At 71.6% G+C, this 20,925-nt stretch carries 23 protein-coding genes; 20 read left to right on the top strand and 3 right to left on the bottom strand.

The features are described 5' to 3' along the window. Positions 1-39 precede the first annotated feature (39 nt). Positions 40-912 carry a non-homologous end joining protein Ku gene (gene ku / locus DV20_RS14520; RefSeq protein ID WP_043780392.1) on the top strand — a complete coding sequence of 291 codons (873 nt, stop codon included), beginning with the start codon at positions 40-42 and terminating at the stop codon, positions 910-912. A gap of 278 nt (positions 913-1,190) precedes the next feature. Here the strand turns inward: ku and DV20_RS14515 are convergent, their stop codons facing one another. Together DV20_RS14515 and DV20_RS14510 are read right to left on the bottom strand one after the other, a co-directional pair. Beyond that, positions 1,191-1,670, bottom strand: coding sequence for a MarR family winged helix-turn-helix transcriptional regulator (locus DV20_RS14515; RefSeq protein WP_043780390.1), 480 nt, complete (start codon positions 1,668-1,670; stop codon positions 1,191-1,193). A gap of 9 nt (positions 1,671-1,679) precedes the next feature. Then, positions 1,680-3,458 carry an ABC transporter ATP-binding protein gene (locus tag DV20_RS14510; protein WP_043780389.1) on the bottom strand — a complete coding sequence of 593 codons (1,779 nt, stop codon included), beginning with the start codon at positions 3,456-3,458 and terminating at the stop codon, positions 1,680-1,682. 196 nt (positions 3,459-3,654) lie between these two features. Here DV20_RS14510 and ffh point away from each other — a divergent pair, with 196 nt between their 5' ends. The 18 genes from ffh (at position 3,655) to DV20_RS14420 (ending at position 18,547) form a co-directional block, all read left to right on the top strand. Then, positions 3,655-5,193, top strand: a complete 1,539-nt coding sequence (gene ffh / locus DV20_RS14505; RefSeq protein ID WP_043780388.1) for a signal recognition particle protein — start codon at positions 3,655-3,657, stop codon at positions 5,191-5,193. A gap of 8 nt (positions 5,194-5,201) precedes the next feature. Further along, on the top strand, positions 5,202-6,278 hold the full coding sequence (locus DV20_RS14500; RefSeq protein ID WP_043780938.1) for an amidohydrolase family protein: 1,077 nt from the start codon (positions 5,202-5,204) through the stop codon (positions 6,276-6,278). Between the two features lie 46 nt (positions 6,279-6,324). Continuing rightward, positions 6,325-7,050: a CPBP family intramembrane glutamic endopeptidase gene (locus DV20_RS14495; RefSeq protein WP_043780387.1), complete on the top strand. Its 726-nt coding sequence runs from the start codon at positions 6,325-6,327 to the stop codon at positions 7,048-7,050. Between the two features lie 99 nt (positions 7,051-7,149). Further along, a complete protein-coding gene (locus DV20_RS14490; RefSeq protein WP_043780386.1) occupies positions 7,150-7,953 on the top strand; it encodes a CPBP family intramembrane glutamic endopeptidase in 804 nt (267 codons plus the stop codon). Positions 7,954-8,124: 171 nt separating this feature from the next. Then, positions 8,125-8,568, top strand: coding sequence for a 30S ribosomal protein S16 (rpsP, locus tag DV20_RS14485; RefSeq protein ID WP_043780385.1), 444 nt, complete (start codon positions 8,125-8,127; stop codon positions 8,566-8,568). Beyond that, positions 8,565-8,804 carry an RNA-binding protein gene (locus DV20_RS14480; RefSeq protein WP_003103110.1) on the top strand — a complete coding sequence of 80 codons (240 nt, stop codon included), beginning with the start codon at positions 8,565-8,567 and terminating at the stop codon, positions 8,802-8,804. Before rpsP ends, DV20_RS14480 begins: the two co-directional genes overlap by 4 nt. A gap of 22 nt (positions 8,805-8,826) precedes the next feature. Further along, a complete protein-coding gene (gene rimM / locus DV20_RS14475) occupies positions 8,827-9,339 on the top strand; it encodes a ribosome maturation factor RimM (RefSeq protein ID WP_043780384.1) in 513 nt (170 codons plus the stop codon). A 1-nt stretch (position 9,340) separates the two neighbouring features. Continuing rightward, complete coding sequence (gene trmD / locus DV20_RS14470) at positions 9,341-10,120, top strand: tRNA (guanosine(37)-N1)-methyltransferase TrmD (RefSeq protein WP_043780382.1); 780 nt, start codon at positions 9,341-9,343, stop codon at positions 10,118-10,120. A gap of 133 nt (positions 10,121-10,253) precedes the next feature. Then, the gene (rplS, locus tag DV20_RS14465) at positions 10,254-10,622 is read left to right on the top strand and encodes a 50S ribosomal protein L19 (RefSeq protein ID WP_013223853.1); all 369 of its coding nucleotides are present in this window, start codon (positions 10,254-10,256) and stop codon (positions 10,620-10,622) included. A 31-nt stretch (positions 10,623-10,653) separates the two neighbouring features. Continuing rightward, on the top strand, positions 10,654-11,592 hold the full coding sequence (gene lepB, locus DV20_RS14460) for a signal peptidase I (protein WP_043780380.1): 939 nt from the start codon (positions 10,654-10,656) through the stop codon (positions 11,590-11,592). Between the two features lie 89 nt (positions 11,593-11,681). Continuing rightward, positions 11,682-12,521, top strand: a complete 840-nt coding sequence (locus DV20_RS14455) for a ribonuclease HII (protein WP_051736005.1) — start codon at positions 11,682-11,684, stop codon at positions 12,519-12,521. Next, positions 12,518-12,841, top strand: coding sequence for a DUF2469 domain-containing protein (locus tag DV20_RS14450; RefSeq protein ID WP_003096226.1), 324 nt, complete (start codon positions 12,518-12,520; stop codon positions 12,839-12,841). Before DV20_RS14455 ends, DV20_RS14450 begins: the two co-directional genes overlap by 4 nt. Positions 12,842-13,133: 292 nt before the next feature. Next, entirely contained in the window at positions 13,134-13,511 is a 378-nt protein-coding gene (locus tag DV20_RS14445) for a YraN family protein (protein ID WP_043780934.1), read from the top strand. After that, positions 13,511-15,022 (top strand): YifB family Mg chelatase-like AAA ATPase, encoded by a 1,512-nt coding sequence (locus DV20_RS14440; protein ID WP_043780377.1) that lies wholly within the window; start codon positions 13,511-13,513, stop codon positions 15,020-15,022. The genes DV20_RS14445 and DV20_RS14440 overlap by 1 nt, the downstream gene beginning before the upstream one ends. A gap of 95 nt (positions 15,023-15,117) precedes the next feature. Continuing rightward, entirely contained in the window at positions 15,118-15,366 is a 249-nt protein-coding gene (locus DV20_RS14435; RefSeq protein ID WP_043780375.1) for a hypothetical protein, read from the top strand. Beyond that, positions 15,363-16,505, top strand: a complete 1,143-nt coding sequence (gene dprA, locus DV20_RS14430; protein ID WP_200876425.1) for a DNA-processing protein DprA — start codon at positions 15,363-15,365, stop codon at positions 16,503-16,505. Before DV20_RS14435 ends, dprA begins: the two co-directional genes overlap by 4 nt. Positions 16,506-16,608: 103 nt before the next feature. Continuing rightward, positions 16,609-17,589, top strand: a complete 981-nt coding sequence (locus DV20_RS14425; protein ID WP_043780373.1) for a tyrosine recombinase XerC — start codon at positions 16,609-16,611, stop codon at positions 17,587-17,589. 109 nt (positions 17,590-17,698) lie between these two features. Next, a complete protein-coding gene (locus tag DV20_RS14420) occupies positions 17,699-18,547 on the top strand; it encodes a FliA/WhiG family RNA polymerase sigma factor (protein WP_043780371.1) in 849 nt (282 codons plus the stop codon). Here the strand turns inward: DV20_RS14420 and DV20_RS14415 are convergent, their stop codons facing one another. Beyond that, positions 18,548-19,042, bottom strand: coding sequence for a M23 family metallopeptidase (locus tag DV20_RS14415; RefSeq protein ID WP_407638341.1), 495 nt, complete (start codon positions 19,040-19,042; stop codon positions 18,548-18,550). Between the two features lie 960 nt (positions 19,043-20,002). Between DV20_RS14415 and rpsB the strand changes: the two genes are divergently transcribed. Then, a complete protein-coding gene (gene rpsB, locus DV20_RS14410; protein ID WP_043780369.1) occupies positions 20,003-20,893 on the top strand; it encodes a 30S ribosomal protein S2 in 891 nt (296 codons plus the stop codon). Positions 20,894-20,925 lie beyond the last annotated feature (32 nt).

The raw sequence follows: 20,925 nt of genomic DNA, 5'->3' as shown, positions 1-20,925 counted from the left end.
CACCCGCTGTCTAGCCTGAGAGCTGCGGAGGTGGCACGGATGCGCGCAGTGTGGACGGGCACGATCGGGTTCGGCAGCTACGCCATCCCGGTGAAGGCGTACAGCGCCACCGAGGAGCGGGACATCCCGCTGCACCAGGTGCACGAGGCCGACGGCGGCCGCGTCCGGGTGAAGCGCGTGTGCGAGGTCGACGGCGCCGAAGTCCCGCCTGGGGAAATGATCCACGGCTACCCCGTTCCCGGTGGTGACGTCGTCCTGCTGTCCGACCACGAGCTGGCGTCGCTCCCGATGCCGGGCCGCACGATCGCCATCCGCGGGTTCGCGCCGCTGGCCGACGTCGACCCGCTCTGGTTCGCGAAGAGCTACTACCTCGAACCCGAGCCGGCGGGCACGAAGCCGTACGTGCTGTTCAGCGAAGCGCTCCAGCAGTCGGATCGGCTCGCGCTGGTCACGGTGGCGCTGCGCCGCCGCGAGACGCTCGGGGCGCTGCGCGTGCGCGATCAGGTGATCGTGCTGGAGACGATGCGGTGGCCGGACGAGGTGCGCACGCCGGACTTCCCCTTCCAGCACGCCGACGTCGACATCCGGCCCGGCGAGCTCCGGCGCGCGGTGAACCTGGTCGAGGAGCTGACCGGCGAGTTCGACCCGGCCAAGTACCCCGACCGCTACCGCGAGGCCTTCCAGGCGCTGGTCCAGGCGAAGATCGACGGCGCCGAAGTCGTCCAGCCGACGGCCGCCGAACAGGCCGAGGGAGTAACCCGCCTGCTGGCGGCGTTGCAGGAGAGCGCCGCCGAAGCGGAGGACGCGCGCAACGCGGCCGTCACGAAGGCTAAGGCGGCTGCATCGAGGGCCGCGAAGGCGCGGACGACCGCGAAGCGAGCGGCGACGCGCGGCCGCACGAAGACGTCTTGAGTATTACTACCCACGGGTAATTGAGGGTTCTCACACTGAACCCGCCACCCTTCGGCGCGGCAGACTTCTCCTTGTCAGCGAGTACCGGATCGCTGGCGAGGGGGGCAGTCCGGACGGCCCCTGGGGAGGTGAGCCGTCCAGACGCCAGGGTTCCGGGGCGGGTCGGAGGAGGAGCGGCCCGTTTCCGGAACCCGTCCCGCACCGCGGGGAGGCGGCGCGGGACCAAGGGGGTGTCCGAAGGCTGCCGTGGAGGGATCGAGGGGTCTCCACGGCAGCTTTCAGGCGTCCGCGACCCGGATCAGCAGATCGGCGGCCAGCCGGAGCAGCTGCCGCTCGGTCGGCGACAGCGTCGACTCGACCGCGGCGGCCAGCCAGCGTTCGCGTTGCGCGCTGTACTCGCGCAGCACGGCCAAGCCGTCGTCGTTGATGCTGATCCGCGAACGGCGCCCGTCGTCCGGATCCGGCTCCCGCTCGATCAGCCCGCGGATGGTGAGCGCGGCCAGGATCCGGGTGAGCGACTGCGGCTGGAGCCGTTCCGCCTCCGCCAGTTCGGTCGGCGTCTGCGTGCCCGCCCGGTAGAGCCGGCTCAGCACCGCGAGCAGGGCCGGTCCCGGACTGGTCTTGTCCGCCTCGGCGCGCATCCGCCAGTTCAGCCGTCCGACGCCTTCGCGCACCCGCCGGGCCAGGTCCGCGAGCTCCGCGTCCGCGGTCAGCCGCGAGGCAATCTCGTCGAGGGTCCGGCCCGTTTCGGCGTGCATGCCCCCACATTAGGTGCTCCCGCGCACCAGCCGGGCATAACGCCCGTCGTGCGCCAGCAGCTCTTCGTGCGTCCCGCGCTCCACGATCCGGCCTTCGTGTAGCACCACGATCTGGTCCGCGTACTCCACAGTGGACAGCCGGTGAGCGATCGTCAGCGTGGTGCGCCCCGCGGCGAGCCGGTCGAGTTCGGCCTGCACCGAGCGTTCGGTGCGGGTGTCGAGCGCGCTGGTCGCCTCGTCGAGGATCAGCACGGGCGGGCTGCGCAGCATGATCCGGGCGATCGCCATCCGCTGCTTCTCGCCGCCGGAGAACCGGTAGCCGCGCTGGCCGACGACCGTGTCGTAGCCCTCGGGCAGCGCCGCCAGGGTGTCGTGGATGTGGGCGGCCTTCGCGGCGGCCTCGACCTCCTCGTCGGTCGCGTCCGGCTTCGCGAACCGCAGGTTCTCCCGCACGGTGTCGTGGAAGAGGTAGGTCTCCTGCGACACCAGCCCCACGCCGGCCGCGAGGGAGGCCAGCGTGACGTCCCGGACGTCGGTGCCGTCGATCGTCACCGAACCGCTGCGCACCTCGTACAGCCGCGCCACGAGGTAGGCGAGCGTCGTCTTGCCCGAGCCGGTCGAGCCGACCAGGGCCGTCGTGGTGCCGGCCGGCACGTCGAGGTCGATGCCCTCCAGCGTCGGCGGGCCGTCTTCGTCGTAACGGAAGGAGACGCCCCGTATCGAGACGTCGCCGCGGCGCACCTCCAGTGTCCGCGCCCCGGGCTTGTCCGCGATCTCCGCCGGCAGGTCCAGCACCTCGAAGATCCGGCAGAACAACGCCTTCGACGTCGCCACGTTCTGCCCGATCGCCTGCATCGCGCTCGCCGGCGCGACCAGCCGGTTCAGCATGCTGGTGAACGCCACGACGGTGCCCAGCGAGAACGGCGTCGCCCCGCCCGCCAGTGCCAGCCCGGCGATCCAGTAGACCAGTGCCGGGATGACGGTCAGGCTCATCGCCCGCGACGCGGTCTGCCGCCGGCCGGCCAGCGCGGCGGCCCGTTCCAGCGACGCGATCTCCCGCGACTCCGCCCCGAAGCGCTCACGCATGGCCCGCTCGTTGCCCATCGTCTTGGCGAGCAGCACCCCGGTGACCGACAGGGACTCCTCGACCATCGTCGTCAGCCGGGCCATCCGGCGGGTCCGGCCGCGGGCCAGGTTCCGCCGCTTCTCGCCCAGCCGCAGCGTGAACAGTAGGAACACCGGCACGACGACGAGCGACAGCGCCGCGAGCTGCCAGTCGAGCGCGACCAGGGCCACCGTGATGGCGATCGTCGTGGTCGCGTTCTGCACCATCGACCCGGCCGTCGTGGTGATCACGTTGTCCACGCCGCCGATGTCGTTGAACACCCGCGACAGCACTTCGCCGCTCTTCGTCCGCGTGAAGAAGCCGAGCGACATCCGCTGCAGGTGGCCGTAGACCGAGACGCGGAGCTCGTTCATGACCCGTTGCCCGATGGTGTTGGACAACCCGGTGGTGGCGACGCCGAGGGAGCCGCCGCCCACCGCGCAGATGATCATCCCGGCCGCCAGCAGGCTGATCAGCAGGGTGTCCCGGTGGGGCAGGGCGTCGTCGAGGATCTCGCGCAGCAGGAACGGCGAGACGACCCCGAGGCCGGCCTGGACCACGATCAGCGCGAACAGCGCGCCGAGCGGCCCGCGGTGCGGCCGGAACAGCCCGGCGATCCGCCGCAGCGGCACGGGCTCGTCGGCGTCCGCGGCCGGTTCGCGGAGGACGGGGACAGTGGTCATGCACCTATGTTTACTAAAATCGGCCCACGCCGCCACTGGTTTTTGTGCTTTCACACGAAAGTGGCATCGGCAACTGGTAAACCGATGATTACTATTGCTCGTATACCCGCAGAGGGGAGCAGCCGGAGCGACTACCCTCGACAGAGCCGGCTGCGTCCGGCGCGCCACCATCGACCCAGCTGGAGCGTGCACACCCGTGTTCGACACCCTCTCCGATCGGCTCACCGCCGCCCTGCAGACGCTCACGCGCAAGGGCAAGCTGTCCGACGCCGACATCGACGCCACGGCGCGCGAGATCCGCATCGCGCTGCTGGAGGCCGACGTCGCCCTCGGCGTGGTCAAGACCTTCATCGCGAGGATCAAGGAGCGGGCGAAGGGTGCCGAGGTCTCCCAGGCGCTCAACCCCGCGCAGCAGGTCATCAAGATCGTCAACGAGGAGCTCGTCGGGATCCTCGGCGGCGAGACGCGCCGGCTCAACTTGGCCAAAACCCCACCGACCGTGATCATGCTCGCCGGTCTGCAGGGTGCCGGTAAGACGACGCTCGCCGGCAAGCTGGCGATGTGGCTGAAGAAGCAGGGCCACGCGCCGATGCTGGTCGCCTGTGACCTCCAGCGCCCGAACGCCGTCACGCAGCTGCAGGTCGTCGGCGAGCGCGCCGGCGTCGTCACCTTCGCGCCGGAGCCGGGCAACGGCGTCGGCGACCCGGTCGACGTCGCGCGCCGCGCCATCGCCGAGGCCAAGCACGCGCAGCACGACGTGGTCGTGGTCGACACCGCGGGCCGCCTGGGCGTCGACGAAGAGCTGATGAAGCAGGCCGCGGACATCCGCGACGCGGTGGACCCGGACGAGGTCCTGTTCGTCGTCGACGCGATGATCGGCCAGGACGCCGTGACCACGGCCGAGGCGTTCCGCGACGGTGTCGGCTTCACCGGCGTCGTGCTCACGAAGCTCGACGGCGACGCGCGCGGTGGTGCCGCGCTGAGCGTCCGCGAGGTCACCGGCCAGCCGATCCTCTTCGCCTCCAACGGCGAGAAACTCGAGGACTTCGACACCTTCCACCCGGACCGGATGGCGTCGCGGATCCTCGGCATGGGTGACGTGCTCACCCTGATCGAGCAGGCCGAGCAGGCCTTCGACCAGAAGCAGGCCGAGAAGGCCGCCGAGAAGCTCTCCAGCGGCCAGCTCACCCTCGAGGACTTCCTCGAGCAGATGCTCGCGGTCCGCAAGATGGGCCCGATCGGCAACCTCCTGGGCATGTTGCCCGGTGCCGGCCAGATGAAGGACCAGCTGGCCCAGGTCGACGACAAGCACCTGGACAAGCTCCAGGCGATCATCCGCGGCATGACCCCGGCCGAACGCGAAGACCCGAAGATGATCAACGGGTCCCGCCGGCTCCGCATCGCGAACGGCTCGGGCGTCACCGTCCGCGAGGTCAACGACCTGGTCAACCGGTTCTTCGAGGCCCGCAAGATGATGGCCCAGATGGCCGGCCGGTTCGGCTTCGGCGGCGGGGGCGGCAGCTCCAAGCGCAAGGGCAAGAAGGGCAAGAAGGGCGGGCGCGGCCCGACCCAGCCCAAGGTCCGCGGCGGCTTCCCCGGCGGCATGCCGATGCTGCCCCCGGGCGGGCAGATGCCGGGCGGGATGCCCGACCTGTCGCAGCTGGGCGGCATGAACGACGTCCCGGGCTTCGACCCGTCGAAGTTCAAGCTGCCGAAGAACCCCAAGGACAATTGAGCCGCGTGGTGGAGAAGACACTGCACGTCGCCGGGGTGATCCTGCCCGGCGGCGAGCCGGGGGAGCTGTGGATCACCGGCGGCCGGATCTCGTTCGAGCCGGTGCCGGACGCCGAAAGTCTCGGCCGGGACGTCTTCGTCGTGCCTGGTCTGGTCGACGCGCACTGCCACCCCGGCATCGGCGTCGGCGGGCCCGTCTCCCTCGAGGAAGCGGCCGTCCAGGCTCAGGCGGACCGTGACGCGGGCACGTTGCTCATCCGCGACTGCGGGCTGCCGATCGACGTCCGCCCGCTGCAGCGGCGGGCCGACCTGCCGACGATCATCCGCGCCGGGCGGCACCTCGCACTGGCCAAGCGGTACATCCCAGGCCTCGGCATCGAGCTCGAGGACCCGGCGCAGCTGCCGGACGCCGTGGCCGAGCAGGCCCGCGACGGCGACGGCTGGGTCAAGCTCGTCGGCGACTGGATCGACCGCGGCGTCGGCGACCTGGCCCCGCTGTGGCTGGACGACGTCCTGGCCGAAGCCGTCAAGGTGGCGCACGAGAACGGTGCCCGTGTCACCGCGCACGTGTTCGGCGAAGCGGCGTTGCCCGGGCTGATCGCGTCCGGCATCGACTGCCTGGAGCACGGCACGGGACTGAGCGCCGGCCAGCTGGCCGAGCTGGCGCGCCACGATGTTGCCCTGGTCCCGACGCTGATCAACATCGAGAACTTCCCGGGCATCGCCGACAAGGCGGGCAAGTACCCGACGTACGCGGCGCACATGCGCGCGCTGCACGCCGGGGTCGGCGACATGGTCGCTTCGGCCATCGAAGCGGGCGTACGCGTCTTCGCGGGCAGTGACGCCGGCGGGATGGTCGAGCACGGCAGGCTCGTCGACGAGATCGAGGCGCTCCACCGCGCCGGCATGACGCGCGAGCAGGCCCTCGCGAGCGCGTCCTGGGCCGCCCGCGACTGGCTCGGCCACCCCGGCGTCGACGACGGCGCGCCCGCCGACCTGCTCGTCTACCCGAGCGATCCGCGCGAGGACCTGGGCGTCCTGCGGCATCCGTCGCACATCGTCCTCGGCGGGGTCGTGTACGCCTAGACCCCCGCCGATTTCCTTGCGGGGACGGCACTTTAGCGTGGGACGCGTGACGGACGACGACGGCGCACGGCGCGTGCTCGGGGCGCACTGGTGCTTCGTGGCGTTCTTCGCGGGCATCGCCGGCTACTACCTGGCCAACCTGATCATCGCCGCGGCGGTCAACCGCAACGTCGGCGAGTTCGACCCGCTCGAGCTCCACGACATCGGCCCGCTGCTGCTCCTGGCGTTCGTCCCCAACCTGCTGCTCGGCCTCGGCCCGGCGGTGGGCTCGTGGCAGTGGGGACAGGGGCTGCGCACCGACTTCGGCCTCAAGCCGACCTGGCGCGACGTCCGGATCGGCCTCGCCTGCGGAGTGCTCGCGCTGGTCGTCGGCTACCTGCTCAACCTGATGCTGATCGCGGTCTACGGCGCCGACGACGTCTCCGACAGCCCGCTGACCGACCTCGCCGACACCTTCGACGGCGACACGGTGTGGCTGGTGCTCGCGGCGGTGATCGTCATCGCCGGCGCGCCGCTCACCGAGGAACTGCTGGTCCGCGGCACGCTGTGGAACGCGCTGTCGTTCCACCGGGTCCCGCCGTGGGCGGTGCTCGTGCTCACCTCGCTCGTGTTCGCCCAGCTGCACGGCGAGCCGACCCGCACCATCGCCCTGTTCGGCCAGGGCATCGCGATGGGGCTGGCCCGGCACCTGTCCGGCCGGGTCAGCGCGGGGGTGATCGCCCACGCGGCCAACAACCTGCCGCCCGCGGTGCTGCTGTTCGTCGCGCACTGACGTTGCGAAGATCGATGGACAGTAGCTGGACGGATACTGTGAGATCACATCGCGGCGGCTAGGCTCGACATCTGAGCCGAGCGACGCGGAGGGCAAGGCGTGACCACTTCCCAGCCCCGGGACCCGGCTGCCGACGCCACGCCGTTGCCCGAGCCCGAGGAGCCCGCCGCGACCGCCTTCCTGCCGCCCGCGCCGCGGCACCGGTGGGGTTTCGGGGCCTTCCTGCTCGTCGAAGCCGTGCTGCTGGCCTCGGCGGCCTTCGTGTCCGTCCTCGTCGGCGACACCGGTCCCGGCCCGCTGCCCATGCGTGTCGTGCTCCTCGGCACCATGCTGCCGACGATGATCGCGGCCGGCGTCGCGGTGCTGATCACCTTCGTGCGCGGCAACGGGCCCGTCTCCGACCTGCGGCTCGAGTGGCGCTGGGCCGACGTGAAGACCGGGTTGCGGTACGGCTGCGTCGGGCTGGTCTTCACCACCATCGCCGCCTACTTGTGGACGCGGCTGGTCGGCGACGCCAACGCGACGTCGGCGATCAGCGCCCTGGTCGAGGACCGCCGGATGTCGATTTCCGCGGCGGTGGTGATGTTCGTCTACCTCTGGCTGCTCGGCCCGATCTGCGAGGAGATCATCTACCGCGGCCTGCTCTGGGGCGCCGCGGAACAGCTGCAGTGGCGCAGCGAGCGCTGGGGCCGCGTCGCGGCGTTCCTGCTCTCCACGGCCGTGTTCGCGGCGAGCCACCTCGAGCCCCTGCGGACGACGTTGCTGCTGGTCATCGCGGTGCCGATCGGCCTGGTGCGGCTGGTCACCGGCCGCCTGCCGGGCAGCATCGTCGCGCACCAGGTGAACAACTTCCTGCCGGCGCTGACCATCCTGCTCGGGGCGCTCGGCGTGGCCTCTTTCTAGGGCTGTTTCCGGTCCCGTGAGCGCCGTCTGGCAGAATGGTGCACTGCCTGCTTCCGCCGGACCCTCTCACCGTGCGAAAGCTCCTGACCTTCGGGTGCCCGCGTCCGTGTCCCCACTCGGCCCGCGTGCGCCCAGCCCAGCACCAGAGAGATTCGAGGAGAACCCACACCCGTGGCCGTCAAGATCAAGCTGCAGCGCCTCGGCAAGATCCGTGCGCCGTACTACCGCATCATCGTTGCCGACGCGCGCACCCGCCGGGACGGCAAGGCCATCGAGACGATCGGCAAGTACCACCCGAAGGAAGAGCCGAGCCTGATCGAGGTCGTCTCCGAGCGCGCCCAGTACTGGCTGGGTGTCGGCGCGCAGCCGACCGAGCCGGTCCAGCGCCTGCTGGAGATCACCGGTGACTGGCAGAAGTTCAAGGGCCTGCCGGGCGCCGAGGGCACCCTGAAGGTGGCCGAGCCGAAGCCGTCCAAGCAGGACCTGTTCAACGCGGCGCTGGCCGCGGCCGGCGAGGAGCCCTCCACCGAGGCCACCACGCCGAAGAAGAAGTCCGCTCCGAAGAAGGCCGAAGCCGAGAAGGCGGAGGCCGCTGAGGGCGAGAAGTCCGAGTGAGTTTCCTCGCGGACTCCCTCGAGCACCTGGTGCGCGGGATCGTCGACAACCCGGACGAGGTCCGGGTCGAGCTGCTGACCACGCGCCGTGGCCGCACGCTCGAGGTGCACGTGCACCCCGACGACCTCGGCAAGGTGATCGGCCGGGGTGGTCGCACGGCGACCGCCCTGCGCACCGTCATGGGCGGCATCGGTGGCCGCGGCGTCCGGGTGGACGTCGTCGACACCGACCGCTGAGCCTCTCGGAAGCACGGTCAGGATGGACGTCGTAGTCGGCCGCATCGCGAAGGCGCACGGCATCCGCGGGGAACTCGCGGTGGACGTGCGCACGGACTCGCCGGAAGAGCGGTTCAAGATCGGTGCGGCCGTCACGACGAAGCTGCGTGACGGCAGCAAGAGGGAACTCACCATCGCAGCCGCCCGCGAACACAGCGGGCGGCTGCTGGTGCGTTTCGAGGAGGTCCTCACCCGCGACGTCGCCGAGACGCTGCGGGGCGCGCTGCTGCTGGCCGACACGGCCACGCTGCCGCCGACCGAGGACCCCGAAGAGTTCTACGACCACGAGCTGGCCGGCCTGCGGGCCGAGCTGGCCGACGGCACGGTCGTCGGCAAGGTCGTCGAGATCGTCCACTCGCCGGCCGGCGAGCTGCTGGAGCTCGACGTCGAGGGCCGCGAGGTCCTCGTGCCCTTCGTCCGCGCGATCGTCCCGACGGTGGACGTCGCGGGCGGCCGGGTCGTGCTCGACCCGCCGGAAGGGCTGCTGGACGCCTGAGATGCGGATCGACGTCGTCACGATCTTCCCCGAGTACCTCGACCCGCTGCGCGCCGCGCTGCTGGGCCGGGCGATCGACCGCGGCCTCATCGAGGTCGGCGTGCACGACCTGCGCGACTGGACGCACGACGTGCACCGCGCGGTCGACGACGCGCCGTACGGCGGCGGCCCCGGCATGGTGATGAAGCCGCAGATCTGGGGCCCGGCGCTGGACGACGTCTGCACGTCCGGGACGCGGCTCGTCGTGCCGACGCCGGCCGGGCGGCCGTTCACCCAGGAGCTGGCGCACGCGTACGCGGCGGAGAAGCACCTGGTGTTCGCCTGCGGCCGGTACGAGGGCATCGACCAGCGCGTCGTCGACGACGCGGCCCGCCGGATGCCGGTGGACGAGGTGTCGATCGGCGACTACGTCCTGGTCGGCGGCGAGGCGGCGGTGCTGGTCATCGTCGAGGCCGTCGTCCGGCTGCTGCCCGGGGTGCTCGGCAACGCGCGTTCGGCCGCCGAGGACTCGTTCTCCGACGGCCTGCTCGAGGGGCCCAGCTACACGCGCCCGGAAGTGTGGCGGGACCTGGCCGTGCCGGAGGTGCTGCGGTCGGGCAACCACGCGCTGATCGACCGCTGGCGGCGTGACCAGGCCCTCGAGCGCACGGCCCGCCGCCGCCCCGATCTCCTGGCGCGGCTGCCGGAAGGTAGTCTCGACAAGCACGATCGCGGGGTCCTGAAGGGCCTGGACCCCGAGCAGGCCGAGGGCCGGTTCTCCCGGCCCGATCCCGGTCTGTAATACTTGACAGGTTGGCGTGAGTGGACCTCCTCGTCCACGAGCCCGCCATCAGCCCCCCGGGTCGCCCGCAGCGGAACCGTTGCGCACCCGGGATCTGTACGCAAGCCATACCGAAGACGAGGACGGACCACCGATGAACACCCTGGACGCGCTGGACAAGCAGTCGCTGCGTTCCGACATCCCGGACTTCCGCCCGGGCGACACGCTCAAGGTGCACGTCCGCGTCATCGAAGGCAACCGCGAGCGCAACCAGGTCTTCCAGGGCGTGGTCATCCGCCGTCAGGGCGGGGGCATCCGGGAGACCTTCACCGTGCGCAAGGTTTCCTTCGGTGTCGGCGTGGAGCGCACCTTCCCCGTGCACTCGCCGAACCTGGCCGAGATCGAGGTGCACAAGCGCGGCGACGTGCGGCGCGCGAAGCTGTACTACCTCCGCGACCTGCGTGGCAAGAAGGCCAAGATCAAGGAGCGCCGCGAGAACCGCGAGACGGCCTCGGCTAACTGAGTCACCACCCGGTTACCGGTAGCCTGACGACGTGGCCGAACCCGTGTCCCAGAACGCTCCCGAGGATGACCCCGATCGCTCCGAGGCGGACAAGCCCAGGCTGTCCCGCTCCGAGGAGCGCGGGGGATCCCGCCGGCGGCGCGCCAAACCCGCCAAGAAACGGTCGTTCTGGAAGGAACTGCCGATCCTGCTCGTGATCGCCCTGGTGCTCACGATCCTGATCCAGACATTCCTCGCGAAGGTCTTCATGATCCCTTCGGGCTCCATGGAGGCCACCCTGCACGGGTGCCCCGGGTGCACCGGAGACCGGATCCTCGTCGACCGAGTCACCTACGACTTCACCGAGCCCTCGCCGGGCGACGTGATCGTGTTCAAGGGCCCGCAGGCCTGGATCAACAACGAGGTCCCGCCGCAGGAATCGGGCAACATCGTCGTCCGCGGCCTGCGCGGGCTCGGCTCGCTGGTCGGGTTCGCCCCGCCGGACGAGCGCGACTTCGTCAAGCGGGTGATCGCGGTCGGCGGCCAGACCGTCCAGTGCTGCGACCCGCAGGACCGCGTGATCGTGGACGGCAAGGCGCTCGACGAGCCGTACATCCACTGGGAAGACCCGTCCGTCCAGCAGCAGAAGACCTTCGACCCGGTCAAGGTCCCCGCCGGCACGGTCTGGGTGATGGGCGACAACCGGAACAACTCCGACGACTCCCGGTACCAGGGCGGCGGCGGCGTGAACGGCGCGGTCCCGGTGGACAACATCATCGGCAAGGCGCGGATCATCGTCCTGCCGCCGGGCCGGTGGGGCGGGATCACCGACCACAACCCGCAGGAAGCGGCGCAGCCGGTGGCCCTGGGCGCGCCGGCCTGGCAGAGCGGGCTCCCGCTCGGCGCCGGGATCGCGGCGGCGTGGCCGGCGTTGTTCGTCGGGCGCAAGCTCAAGTCCGGACTGCGCCGGGCGGCCGGGCGGAAGCCCTAGCCACCCGACCCTTGCGGCAGACGGGTGATCCAGCCTTGACACTTCCGGTTCCCCTGACGGCGGCCGAGCCGATCCGGCCACCGCGAGCTGTGGTGCGCGGCGACCTCTTCTGGGGTCTGCAGGGCGCCCTCGACCGCCGTGGCCTCGGCCCGGTCGCCGGCGTGGACGAAGCCGGCGCCGGGGCGTGCGCGGGGCCGCTGGTGGTCGCGGCCTGCGTGCTCAAGCAGAGCGACGCGGCGAAGCTCACCGAGCTGACGGACTCCAAGATGATGACGGCGAAGGCGCGTGACCGGGTCTACGACCTGGTCCTCGCCCGTGCCGTCGACTACTCGGTGATCGTCATCCCGACCGAAGAGGTCGACCTCTACGGCATCCGCGTGATGAACCTGGAGGGCATGCGCCGCGCCGCGGCGGCCCTGCGGGTCCAGCCGGGCTACATCCTCACCGACGGGTTCCGCGTGCCGGGGCTGACGGCCCCCAACGCGGCGGTCATCAAGGGCGACCGTTCGGTGGCCTGCATCGCGGCCGCGTCGGTGCTGGCCAAGGTGACGCGGGACCGCATCATGGCCGGTTACCACGACGACTTCCCGCACTACGGGTTCGACGTCCACAAGGGGTACAGCACGTCCGACCACCTGGCGGCGCTGCGTGAACACGGCCCCAGCGACGTCCACCGCTGGTCGTACACGAACGTGGCCACGGTGGCCGTCAAGCACGGCCTGCGTCCGGCGCGGCCGGTCCTGCTGACGTACGCGGCGCTGGAGAAGGCCATGGAGACGCCCGGCGCCGGCCACGCCGCTGTCCTCGACGAGGCATTAGAGCCACAACTCAGCCTGCCGCTGCATGCCCCGGCCGCGGGTGTGGGTCACAATGAACGCTCCGCCGGCGGAGCAGCAGCACGATCCCGAGGAGGGGCGCGGATTTCATGAGCGCAGAGGATCTCGAGAAGTACGAGACCGAGATGGAGCTCTCGCTGTACCGCGAGTACCGCGACATAGTCGGCCAGTTCTCGTACGTGGTGGAGACCGAGCGGCGGTTCTACCTGGCGAACGCGGTCGACGTCCAGGTCCGCGACGGCGGTGGTGAGGTGTACTTCGAGGTCCGCATGTCCGACGCGTGGGTCTGGGACATGTACCGCCCGGCCCGCTTCGTCAAGCACGTCCGGGTCATCACGTTCAAGGACGTCAATGTGGAGGAGCTGGACAAGCCGGACCTCCGCCTGCCCGAAGACGGCCCGTTCTCGGGCTGACTCCGGTTCGACCCACTGCGCCGGCTCACCCTCACCGGGTGAGCCGGCGCAGTGCTGTCCGCCCTCCCGGTACGCGTGTCGTCCATCCAGGTACGCGTGTCGTCCGTTCCGGTAGCGAACCTCGCCGACTTTTCGGGGCGTCCGGTGGCCTTCCTCGAACCAGTTGTCCACAACACCCCGGTTGTCCACAGCTGCGCGATCCGGGTCTGGTGAGCCCCCTCCGCCCGCTGGCATCGTCGAAGGCACACGCACCGTGATCGCACGGCTGCGAACCGACGAGGGGGCGAACACGATGACGGGCACCGACGAGCTCGCAAGACACCGCCGCGACCTGGGCGCCTGGGGCGAGGACATCGCCCTCGGCTACCTCCGGAACCGCGGCCTCGTCCTGCTGGCCCGCAACTGGCGCTGCCGCGAAGGCGAGCTCGACCTCGTCCTCACCGACCGCACCCGCATCATCGTCTGCGAGGTGAAAACCCGCTCCGGTACCGAATTCGGCCTCCCGACGGAGACGGTCACCGAAGAGAAGGCCGGCCGCGTCCGCCGAGCCGCCCAGCGCTGGCTCCGCGAGTTCCGCCTCGGCTGGTGCCCCGTCCGCTACGACGTCGTCACGATCCTCGCCGAACCGGGCACCCGTCCGCGGCTCCAGCACCTCGAGGCGGCGTTCTGATGCCCATCGCCAAAGCCTGGTCCGCCGGTCTTCTCGGCATCAACGGCCGGGTGATCGAAATCGAGGCCGACCTCGGCGGCGGGCTCAGCCGGATCACCCTCGTGGGCCTGCCCGACGCCGGGTTGCGCGAGGCGAAGGACCGCGTCCGGTCCGCGGTCCGCAATTCCGGTCAGCCCTGGCCCGACGGCAAGATCACGCTCGGCCTGTCCCCGGCGAACCTGCCCAAGATGGGGTCGGCCTTCGACCTGGGCATCGCCGCGGCGGTGCTCGCCGCTTCGGGCGCGGTCCCGGCCACCCGGTTGCTCGGCACCGTGCTGCTGGGCGAGCTCGCCCTGGACGGCCGGATCCGCGCGGTCCGCGGCATCCTCCCGGGCCTGCTGGCGGCCCGGGCGGCCGGCTACGGGCGAGCCGTCGTGCCGACGGACTCCCTCGTCGAAGCCGCCCTCGTGGACGGCATCGAAGTCGCGGGCGCACCGCACCTGCGGGATTTCGTGGCTTGGCTGAACCGCGAAGCCGAGCTGGCCCAGCCGGAGCCGCCCGGCCCGGTGCCCCCGCCGGAGGTACCGGATCTCGCGGACGTCGTCGGGCAGCCGGAGGCACGCTGGGCTCTGGAGGTCGCCGCGGCGGGCGGCCACCACCTCCTGCTGACCGGCCCGCCCGGAGTCGGCAAGACGATGCTGGCGAAGCGGCTGCCGGGCCTCCTCCCGCAGCTGTCGCCGGAGGAGTCCCTGGAGGTCACCGCGGTCCACTCGGTCGACGGTTCGCTGTCGAAGTCCTCGCCACTGGTGACCGTCCCGCCGTTCGTGGCCCCGCACTATTCGATCTCCGTGCCGGCTCTGATCGGCGGAGGCAGCGGCATCGCCGGGCCGGGCGCGATCAGCAGGGCACACCGTGGCGTCCTGTTTCTCGACGAGGTCTGCGAATTCGGCGCGCAGTGCCTTGAATCGCTCCGGACGGTCCTGGAAGAGGGCGAGGTCCGCATCTCCCGCGTCAAGGGATCGATCACCTATCCCGCGCGGTTCCAGCTGGTCCTGGCCACCAACCCGTGTGCGTGCGCACCGCCGAAGGACACGGACTGCGTGTGCTCGCCGAGCGCCCGCCGCCGCTACCTCGCCAAACTTTCCGGACCGCTGCTCGATCGCGTCGACCTGAGGGTCCGCTTGCGCCCGCTGAGTGCGATCAGCGCGCACGACACCGGCGCGGCAGAGCCATCGGAGGCGGTGCGCCGGCGGGTGTTCGCGGCCCGCGAGCGCGCAGCCCGACGCTGGAGCGAGCACGGCTGGCTGTCCAACTCGGAGGTGCCCGGACCAGCTCTACGTCGTCAGTTCGCCCTGCCCGCCGAAGCGACAGTGGTGCTGGACCGAGCGATGGAGCGAGGCGCCCTGAGCGGTCGCGGAGCCGACCGCTGCCTGCGAATAGCCTGGACGTTGGCCGACCTGGACGGCGAGTCCCGTCCGGGAGCCGAACAGGTGAGCGCGGCGCTGGCCTTCCGAGAGCGAGTGGCGGCATGAGCCCCGCCGAGGCGCGCCGGGCCGGCGCTCACCGCTTGCGCGCGGCCACACCATCGACGCCGCTCCTTGCCGCCGAGGTTGCCCGAGGGGGCGGCATGCGTGTCGACGAGTTGCCGCAGGCTGGTGTGGGCTTACGGCCAGCCGGCGCGGGTGGCCTCGATGCGGTCGCGCCGCGTCGCGAGGTCGGTGTCCAGCGGATCGTCGAGCCACTGGTGCGCGCCGGGTTCGATATGGCGGCTGTCCGGAAGCCGGCGACCGAACCGCTGGTCTCGGCTGGCGTTGCGTCTGTCGGCGGCTGCTGGTCCAGGCCGATGCCTGCCTCCGGGAAGCAGGTCGCGGCATGAGTCCCGATGAAGTGCGGCAGGCTCGTGCGTACCTGCTGCGGGTGGCCGAGCCACCGGCACCCGCCCTCGTGGCGTTCGTCGCCGAGCACGGGCCGGTAGCGGCCGCCGCGCGTGTCCGGCGTGGCGACTGCCCGGAGGGAGTGCTCAAGGCGACCGAGGCACGGCGGGGCTACGACCTCGTCGCCCAGGATTTCGCCCGGGCCGCCGAGGCCGGTGCCCGGCTGGTCGTCCCCGAGGACGACGAGTGGCCCGCCTGGCCACTGCTCGCCCTGGAGCTCGCCGCCCGGCGCGGGGTGGCCGAGGCCGTCCCGCCCTTGGCGTTGTGGGTTGCCGGGGAAGTCGCGCTCGGCACGGCCGCCGATCGGGCCGTGGCGATCGTCGGTGCTCGTGCCGCGACCGAGTACGGCGAACACCACGCCGCCGAGTTCGCCTACGGCCTGGCCGGCCGGAGCGTGCCGGTGTTCTCGGGCGCCGCCTACGGCATCGACGGAGCCGCGCACCGAGGCGCACTCGCCGCCGAGGGGGTCACCGTCGCCGTGCTGGGATGCGCTGTCGACGCCGGCTATCCGGCGGGGCACGTCACGATGCTGAAGCGGATCGTCCGCTCCGGCGGCGCCGTCGTCAGCGAGTACCCACCCGGCGTCCCGCCGGCGCGCCACCGCTTCCTCGTCCGGAACCGGCTCATCGCCGCCCTCACCGAGGGCACCTTGGTGGTCGAGGCGGGACGCCGCAGCGGCGCCCGCAACACCGCGAGCACCGCCGGCGCCCTCGGGAAGGTGGTGATGGCCCTGCCCGGGCCGGTGTCGTCCGGCATGTCCGCCGGCTGTCACAACCTGATCCGCGACGCCAAGGCGACGCTGGTCTCGACCGTCGACGAAGTCCTCGAAACCGTCGGGTGGTTCGGCGTCGCCGAGGACCCCGTCTCCAGCCGGCCGAAACGGCGCACCGACCGGCTGGGGCCCGAGGCGTTGCGGATCTTCGAGGCACTCGCCGTGCGCGCCGACCGGTCCGACGCCGAGGTCGCGGCCGAGTCCGGGCTCCCGTTGCGGCGGGTGCGGGCGCTGCTGCCCGAGCTGGAAATCGACGGATTCGCCGTCCGCGGGGAATCCGGCTGGCGACGACGGAAGGAAAGCGCGTGACGACGACGGAATCCGGGCGAAATCGCCGCCCGCGTTCGGCCGGTCCGGTGGGGCCGCGTGGCGATCCTTGACCGAAGGCGGTTGTTCGCGCAGCGTGACAGCCATGCCGCCATCACGCTCCGGCCGGGCCCGCCGCCCCGACCTGCGCGCGCTCCGGGCCGCGCTGCCCGAGCCCGTGCGGGCCGTCGTCACCGCCTACGAACGGCACCTCGGGCTCGAACGCGGCCTGTCCGCGCACACCGTCCGGGCGTACGTGGGAGATGCGGTTTCGCTGCTGGGGTTCGTCGTCGACGGTGGCGATGAGGTGGCAGAGCTGGACCTCGCCCGGCTGCGCGCGTGGCTCGCCGCGCAGCAGTCCGGTGGGGCGAGCCGGACGACGCTCGCGCGGCGGGCCGCCTCGGCTCGGACCTTCACCGCCTGGGCGCACCGCACCGGCGTCCTGGCCACTGACCCGGGCGGCCGGCTCGCCGCCCCGCGGGCGCACCGCACCCTGCCGGGAGTGCTGCGTGCCGGGCAGGCGGGGGAGGTCATGCAGGCGTCGGCCGCCGGGGCGGCACAGCGCGATCCGGTCGCCCTGCGTGATCGCGCGATCGTCGAGCTGCTCTACGCCACCGGCATCCGCGTGTCCGAGTTGTGCGGGCTGGACGTCGGCGGGGCCGACTTCTCCCGTCGTGTCGTGACGGTGCTGGGGAAGGGCGGCAAGGAACGCGTCGTCCCGTTCGGCGTCCCGGCGGCGGAGGCGCTCGCGGACTGGATCGACGAGGGCCGCCCGAAGATCGTCGCCGAAAGCGGTGGTGAGAGCGTCGAGCCCGCGCTTTTCCTGGGGGTGCGGGGCAAACGCGTCGACCCGCGCGCGGTGCGGCGTGTCGTGCACGACGCCGTCTCGGCGGTGCCCGGAGCAGTCGACATGGGGCCCCACGGCCTGCGGCATTCCGCCGCGACGCATCTGCTCGAAGGGGGTGCCGATCTCAGGAGCGTTCAGGAACTGCTTGGTCACGCTACGCTTGCCACGACGCAGCTCTACACTCATGTGACCGTCGACCGGTTGAAAGCGATCCATGACCGAGCGCACCCCAGGGCCTGAGGCGGCCGGGGGTGGCTCGCCGGGGTCGTCACCAGCGGGCCCGGCGGCGCACGCGCATCCGCACGAGCACGGAGACGACACTGAGCCGCATGCCGAGAACGACTGTGCAATGACCGCAGGCCCGCACGTGACCGAAGCCGCCGGAGTGACCACTCACGGTGAGGCTGCCGCGCCCGCGGAGACCCGGGCCGGCTACGACGTCGACGCCGGGATCGCGGCTCTGTGGCAGCAGTTCGCCGACAACCCGGACCAGGCGTCGCGCGATCGGCTCGTGCTGCACTACGCCCCGCTCGTCAAGTACGTCGCCGGCCGGGTCGGCACCGGCCTGCCCACCCACATCGACGTGGGCGACCTCGTGCAGTCGGGCATCTTCGGGCTCGTCGACGCGATCGAGAAGTTCGACCCCGAGCGCGGCCTGCGCTTCGAGACGTACGCGATGCAGCGCATCCGCGGCGCGATCCTGGACGACCTCCGTTCCCAGGACTGGGTGCCGCGCGCGGTCCGCAGCAAAGCCAAGGAGGCCGAGCGCGCGATGGAGCGCCTCGGCGCCCGCCTGCACCGCACCCCGACGGACGCGGAGCTCGCCGCCGAACTCGGCATCGGCCTCGACGACCTGCGCGACTTCTACGGTCAGCTGCAGCTCACCAGCGTCGTCGCGCTGGAGGACCTGGTGGCCGCGGGCAAGGACAGCGGCTCGCTGGTCGACACGCTGCCCGACGACGACGCCGTCGACCCGGTCGCGGTGCTCGTCGACCAGGACAACCGCCGTCAGCTCGCCCAGGCGATCGCGCAGCTGACCGAGCGGGACAAGATCGTGGTCAGCCTCTACTACTTCGAGAGCCTGACCCTCGCCGAGATCGGCAAGGTCCTCGGGGTCACGGAGTCGCGGGTGAGCCAGCTGCACACGCGGGCGGTCATGCGGCTGCGCGCCAAGCTGGTCGAGCAGACCGGCACCTGATCACCGACCACCTCCCCACGGCTTGAGCCGGTATTCGCCCACCTCGCCGGTCAACGCGAGGGGATCGACGTACTCCTCGCCCCGCCGCACGCCCCAGTGCAGGCACGCCGCCACCGCACAACCGGGATGCCCGGCGAGGACGGTGCCGAGCACCTGGCCGCGGTAGACCTGTTCGCCCACCGCCACCTTCGGCGCGACGGGCTCGTAGGTGGTCCGCAAGCCGCCATCGTGGTCGACGGAGAGCACAGGCCGCCCGCCCACGAGACCGGCGAAGACCACGACACCCGTATCGGCGGCCAGCACGTCCTGCCCGGGCACGGCGGCCAGGTCGACTCCGCGGTGGCCGGGGCCGAAGGGCGTTTCCGGGGCGTCGAAGTACTTGGTGACCACCGGATCGGGTGAAAGTGGCCAGGCGAGCCGGGAGTGCCGCGTGGTGAGGGAGCGGCCGGCTCCGGGTTCGACCGCGACCAGAGGTGCCCAAGCCGGGGCGACCATGAGCGTGATCGCCCACGGCGCGCCCGGACCCCGCGCGGCCGGGAGAAATGCTGCGCCCTCGGCCGGCGACGGGCGCGCGGTGGTCACGTGCCGACCTGCCGGTGCCTCGGCCCGCGCCGCGGTGGGCCACCAAGGTGGCTCGGCCGGGTGTGTGGCCATGTCGCCCGGCCGTGGCTCGGCTGGTGCTGCCGCGGTGGGCCACCAGGTCGGCTCGGCCGGGTGTGTGGCCACCTCGCCCGGCCGTGGTCCGGCTGGTGTTGTCGTGGTGGGCCGCCAGGTCGGCCCGGCCGGGTGTGCGGCCACGTCGCTCGGCCGTGGTCCGGCAGGTGCCGTCGCGGTGGGCCCGACGTCCGGCGGCGGTGGTGGTGCCAAGCCATCCCTCCCTGGCTCCACGGCCGCCCGTGGGGGTCCGGATTCCTCCTCGCGGGCGGCACCTGTCCCCAGCCACGCCGGCACGGACAGCTCACCTCCCGAACCAGGCGCGCCCGGGGCCCGGACGCCCCCGTCTCCCCTCGCGAACACTCCTCCCCAAACCGCCGTGACCAGCACAATCGCCGCCACCAGCCACCGTTGGGACCGCATGATCGACTCCATGTCTCCAGCCTGCGGCAGGCGGCCGCCTCGTGGGGAGGGGATGGCGAATCTGTGGATAACCGGAGTCGATGTGGACAACCGCGTCGCTCAGCGGCCGCCGGTGGGGGAGGGGGTGGTGGGAGGGGGTAGAATCTTCTGCGCAGTCCGTTTCAGCGGGCTGACTTCGCGTGCACGTGCGCGTTCCCCGGTCTGGAAGCAAGCCGGGCGGGCGCACGGGGTCCGGCGGTTCCCGGGGGTTTCACCTCCCGGGGTCCGGACGCCGGCACGGGCACCAGGGCGAACGGCCACCCGGCCGCGAGCGACAAACCGAGCAGCGCGTCAGCGGAAGCGAAGCGCGCACTACACAGAAGAGGTGTGATTCCGGCAATGGCCGTCGTCACCATGAAGCAGCTGCTCGACAGCGGCGTGCACTTCGGGCACCAGACCCGCCGGTGGAACCCGAAGATGAAGCGCTACATCTTCACCGAGCGCAACGGCATCTACATCATCGACCTGCAGCAGACGCTGACCTACATCGACCGTGCGTACGAGTTCATCAAGGAAACCGTCGCGCACGGCGGCACCATCATGTTCGTCGGCACCAAGAAGCAGGCTCAGGAAGCCATCGCCAACGAAGCCGCGCGCGTGGGCATGCCCTACGTCAACCAGCGCTGGCTCGGCGGCATGCTGACCAACTTCCAGACCGTGCACAAGCGCCTCCTCCGCCTGAAGGAGCTCGAGTCGCGGGAGCAGACCGGCGGCTTCGAGGGCCTCACCAAGCGCGAGATCCTGACGCTGACCCGCGAGAAGGACAAGCTCGAGAAGACCCTCGGCGGTATCCGCGACATGGCCAAGGTGCCGAGCGCGGTGTGGATCGTCGACACGAAGAAGGAGCACATCGCCGTCGGCGAGGCTCGGAAGCTGAACATCCCGGTCGTCGCGATCCTGGACACCAACTGCGACCCGGACGAGGTCGACTACCCGATCCCGGGCAACGACGACGCGATCCGCTCGGCCGCGCTGCTGACCAAGGTCGTCGCCGAGGCCGCGGCCGCCGGTCTGATGCAGCGCTCCAGCCGCAACGGTGCTTCGGCCGACTCCAAGCCGGAGCCGGGCGTCGCCGCGGACGAGCCGCTGGCCGAGTGGGAGAAGGAGCTGCTCGCCGGCTCCGAGACCGCCGCCGCCGACGCGACCGAAGCCGCCGCTGCCGTCGAGGCCGCCCCGGCCGAAGCGGCTCCGGCCGAGGCCGCCCCCGAGCAGGCGACCGCCTCCTCCTGATGCTTCACCGCCCGTGCGGCCGCGCCCCCGGG

Origin of the sequence: Amycolatopsis rifamycinica (assembly GCF_000695625.1) — a bacterium.
GTDB lineage: Bacteria > Actinomycetota > Actinomycetes > Mycobacteriales > Pseudonocardiaceae > Amycolatopsis > Amycolatopsis rifamycinica.
This window is presented reverse-complemented; position numbering and strand designations above follow the sequence as displayed.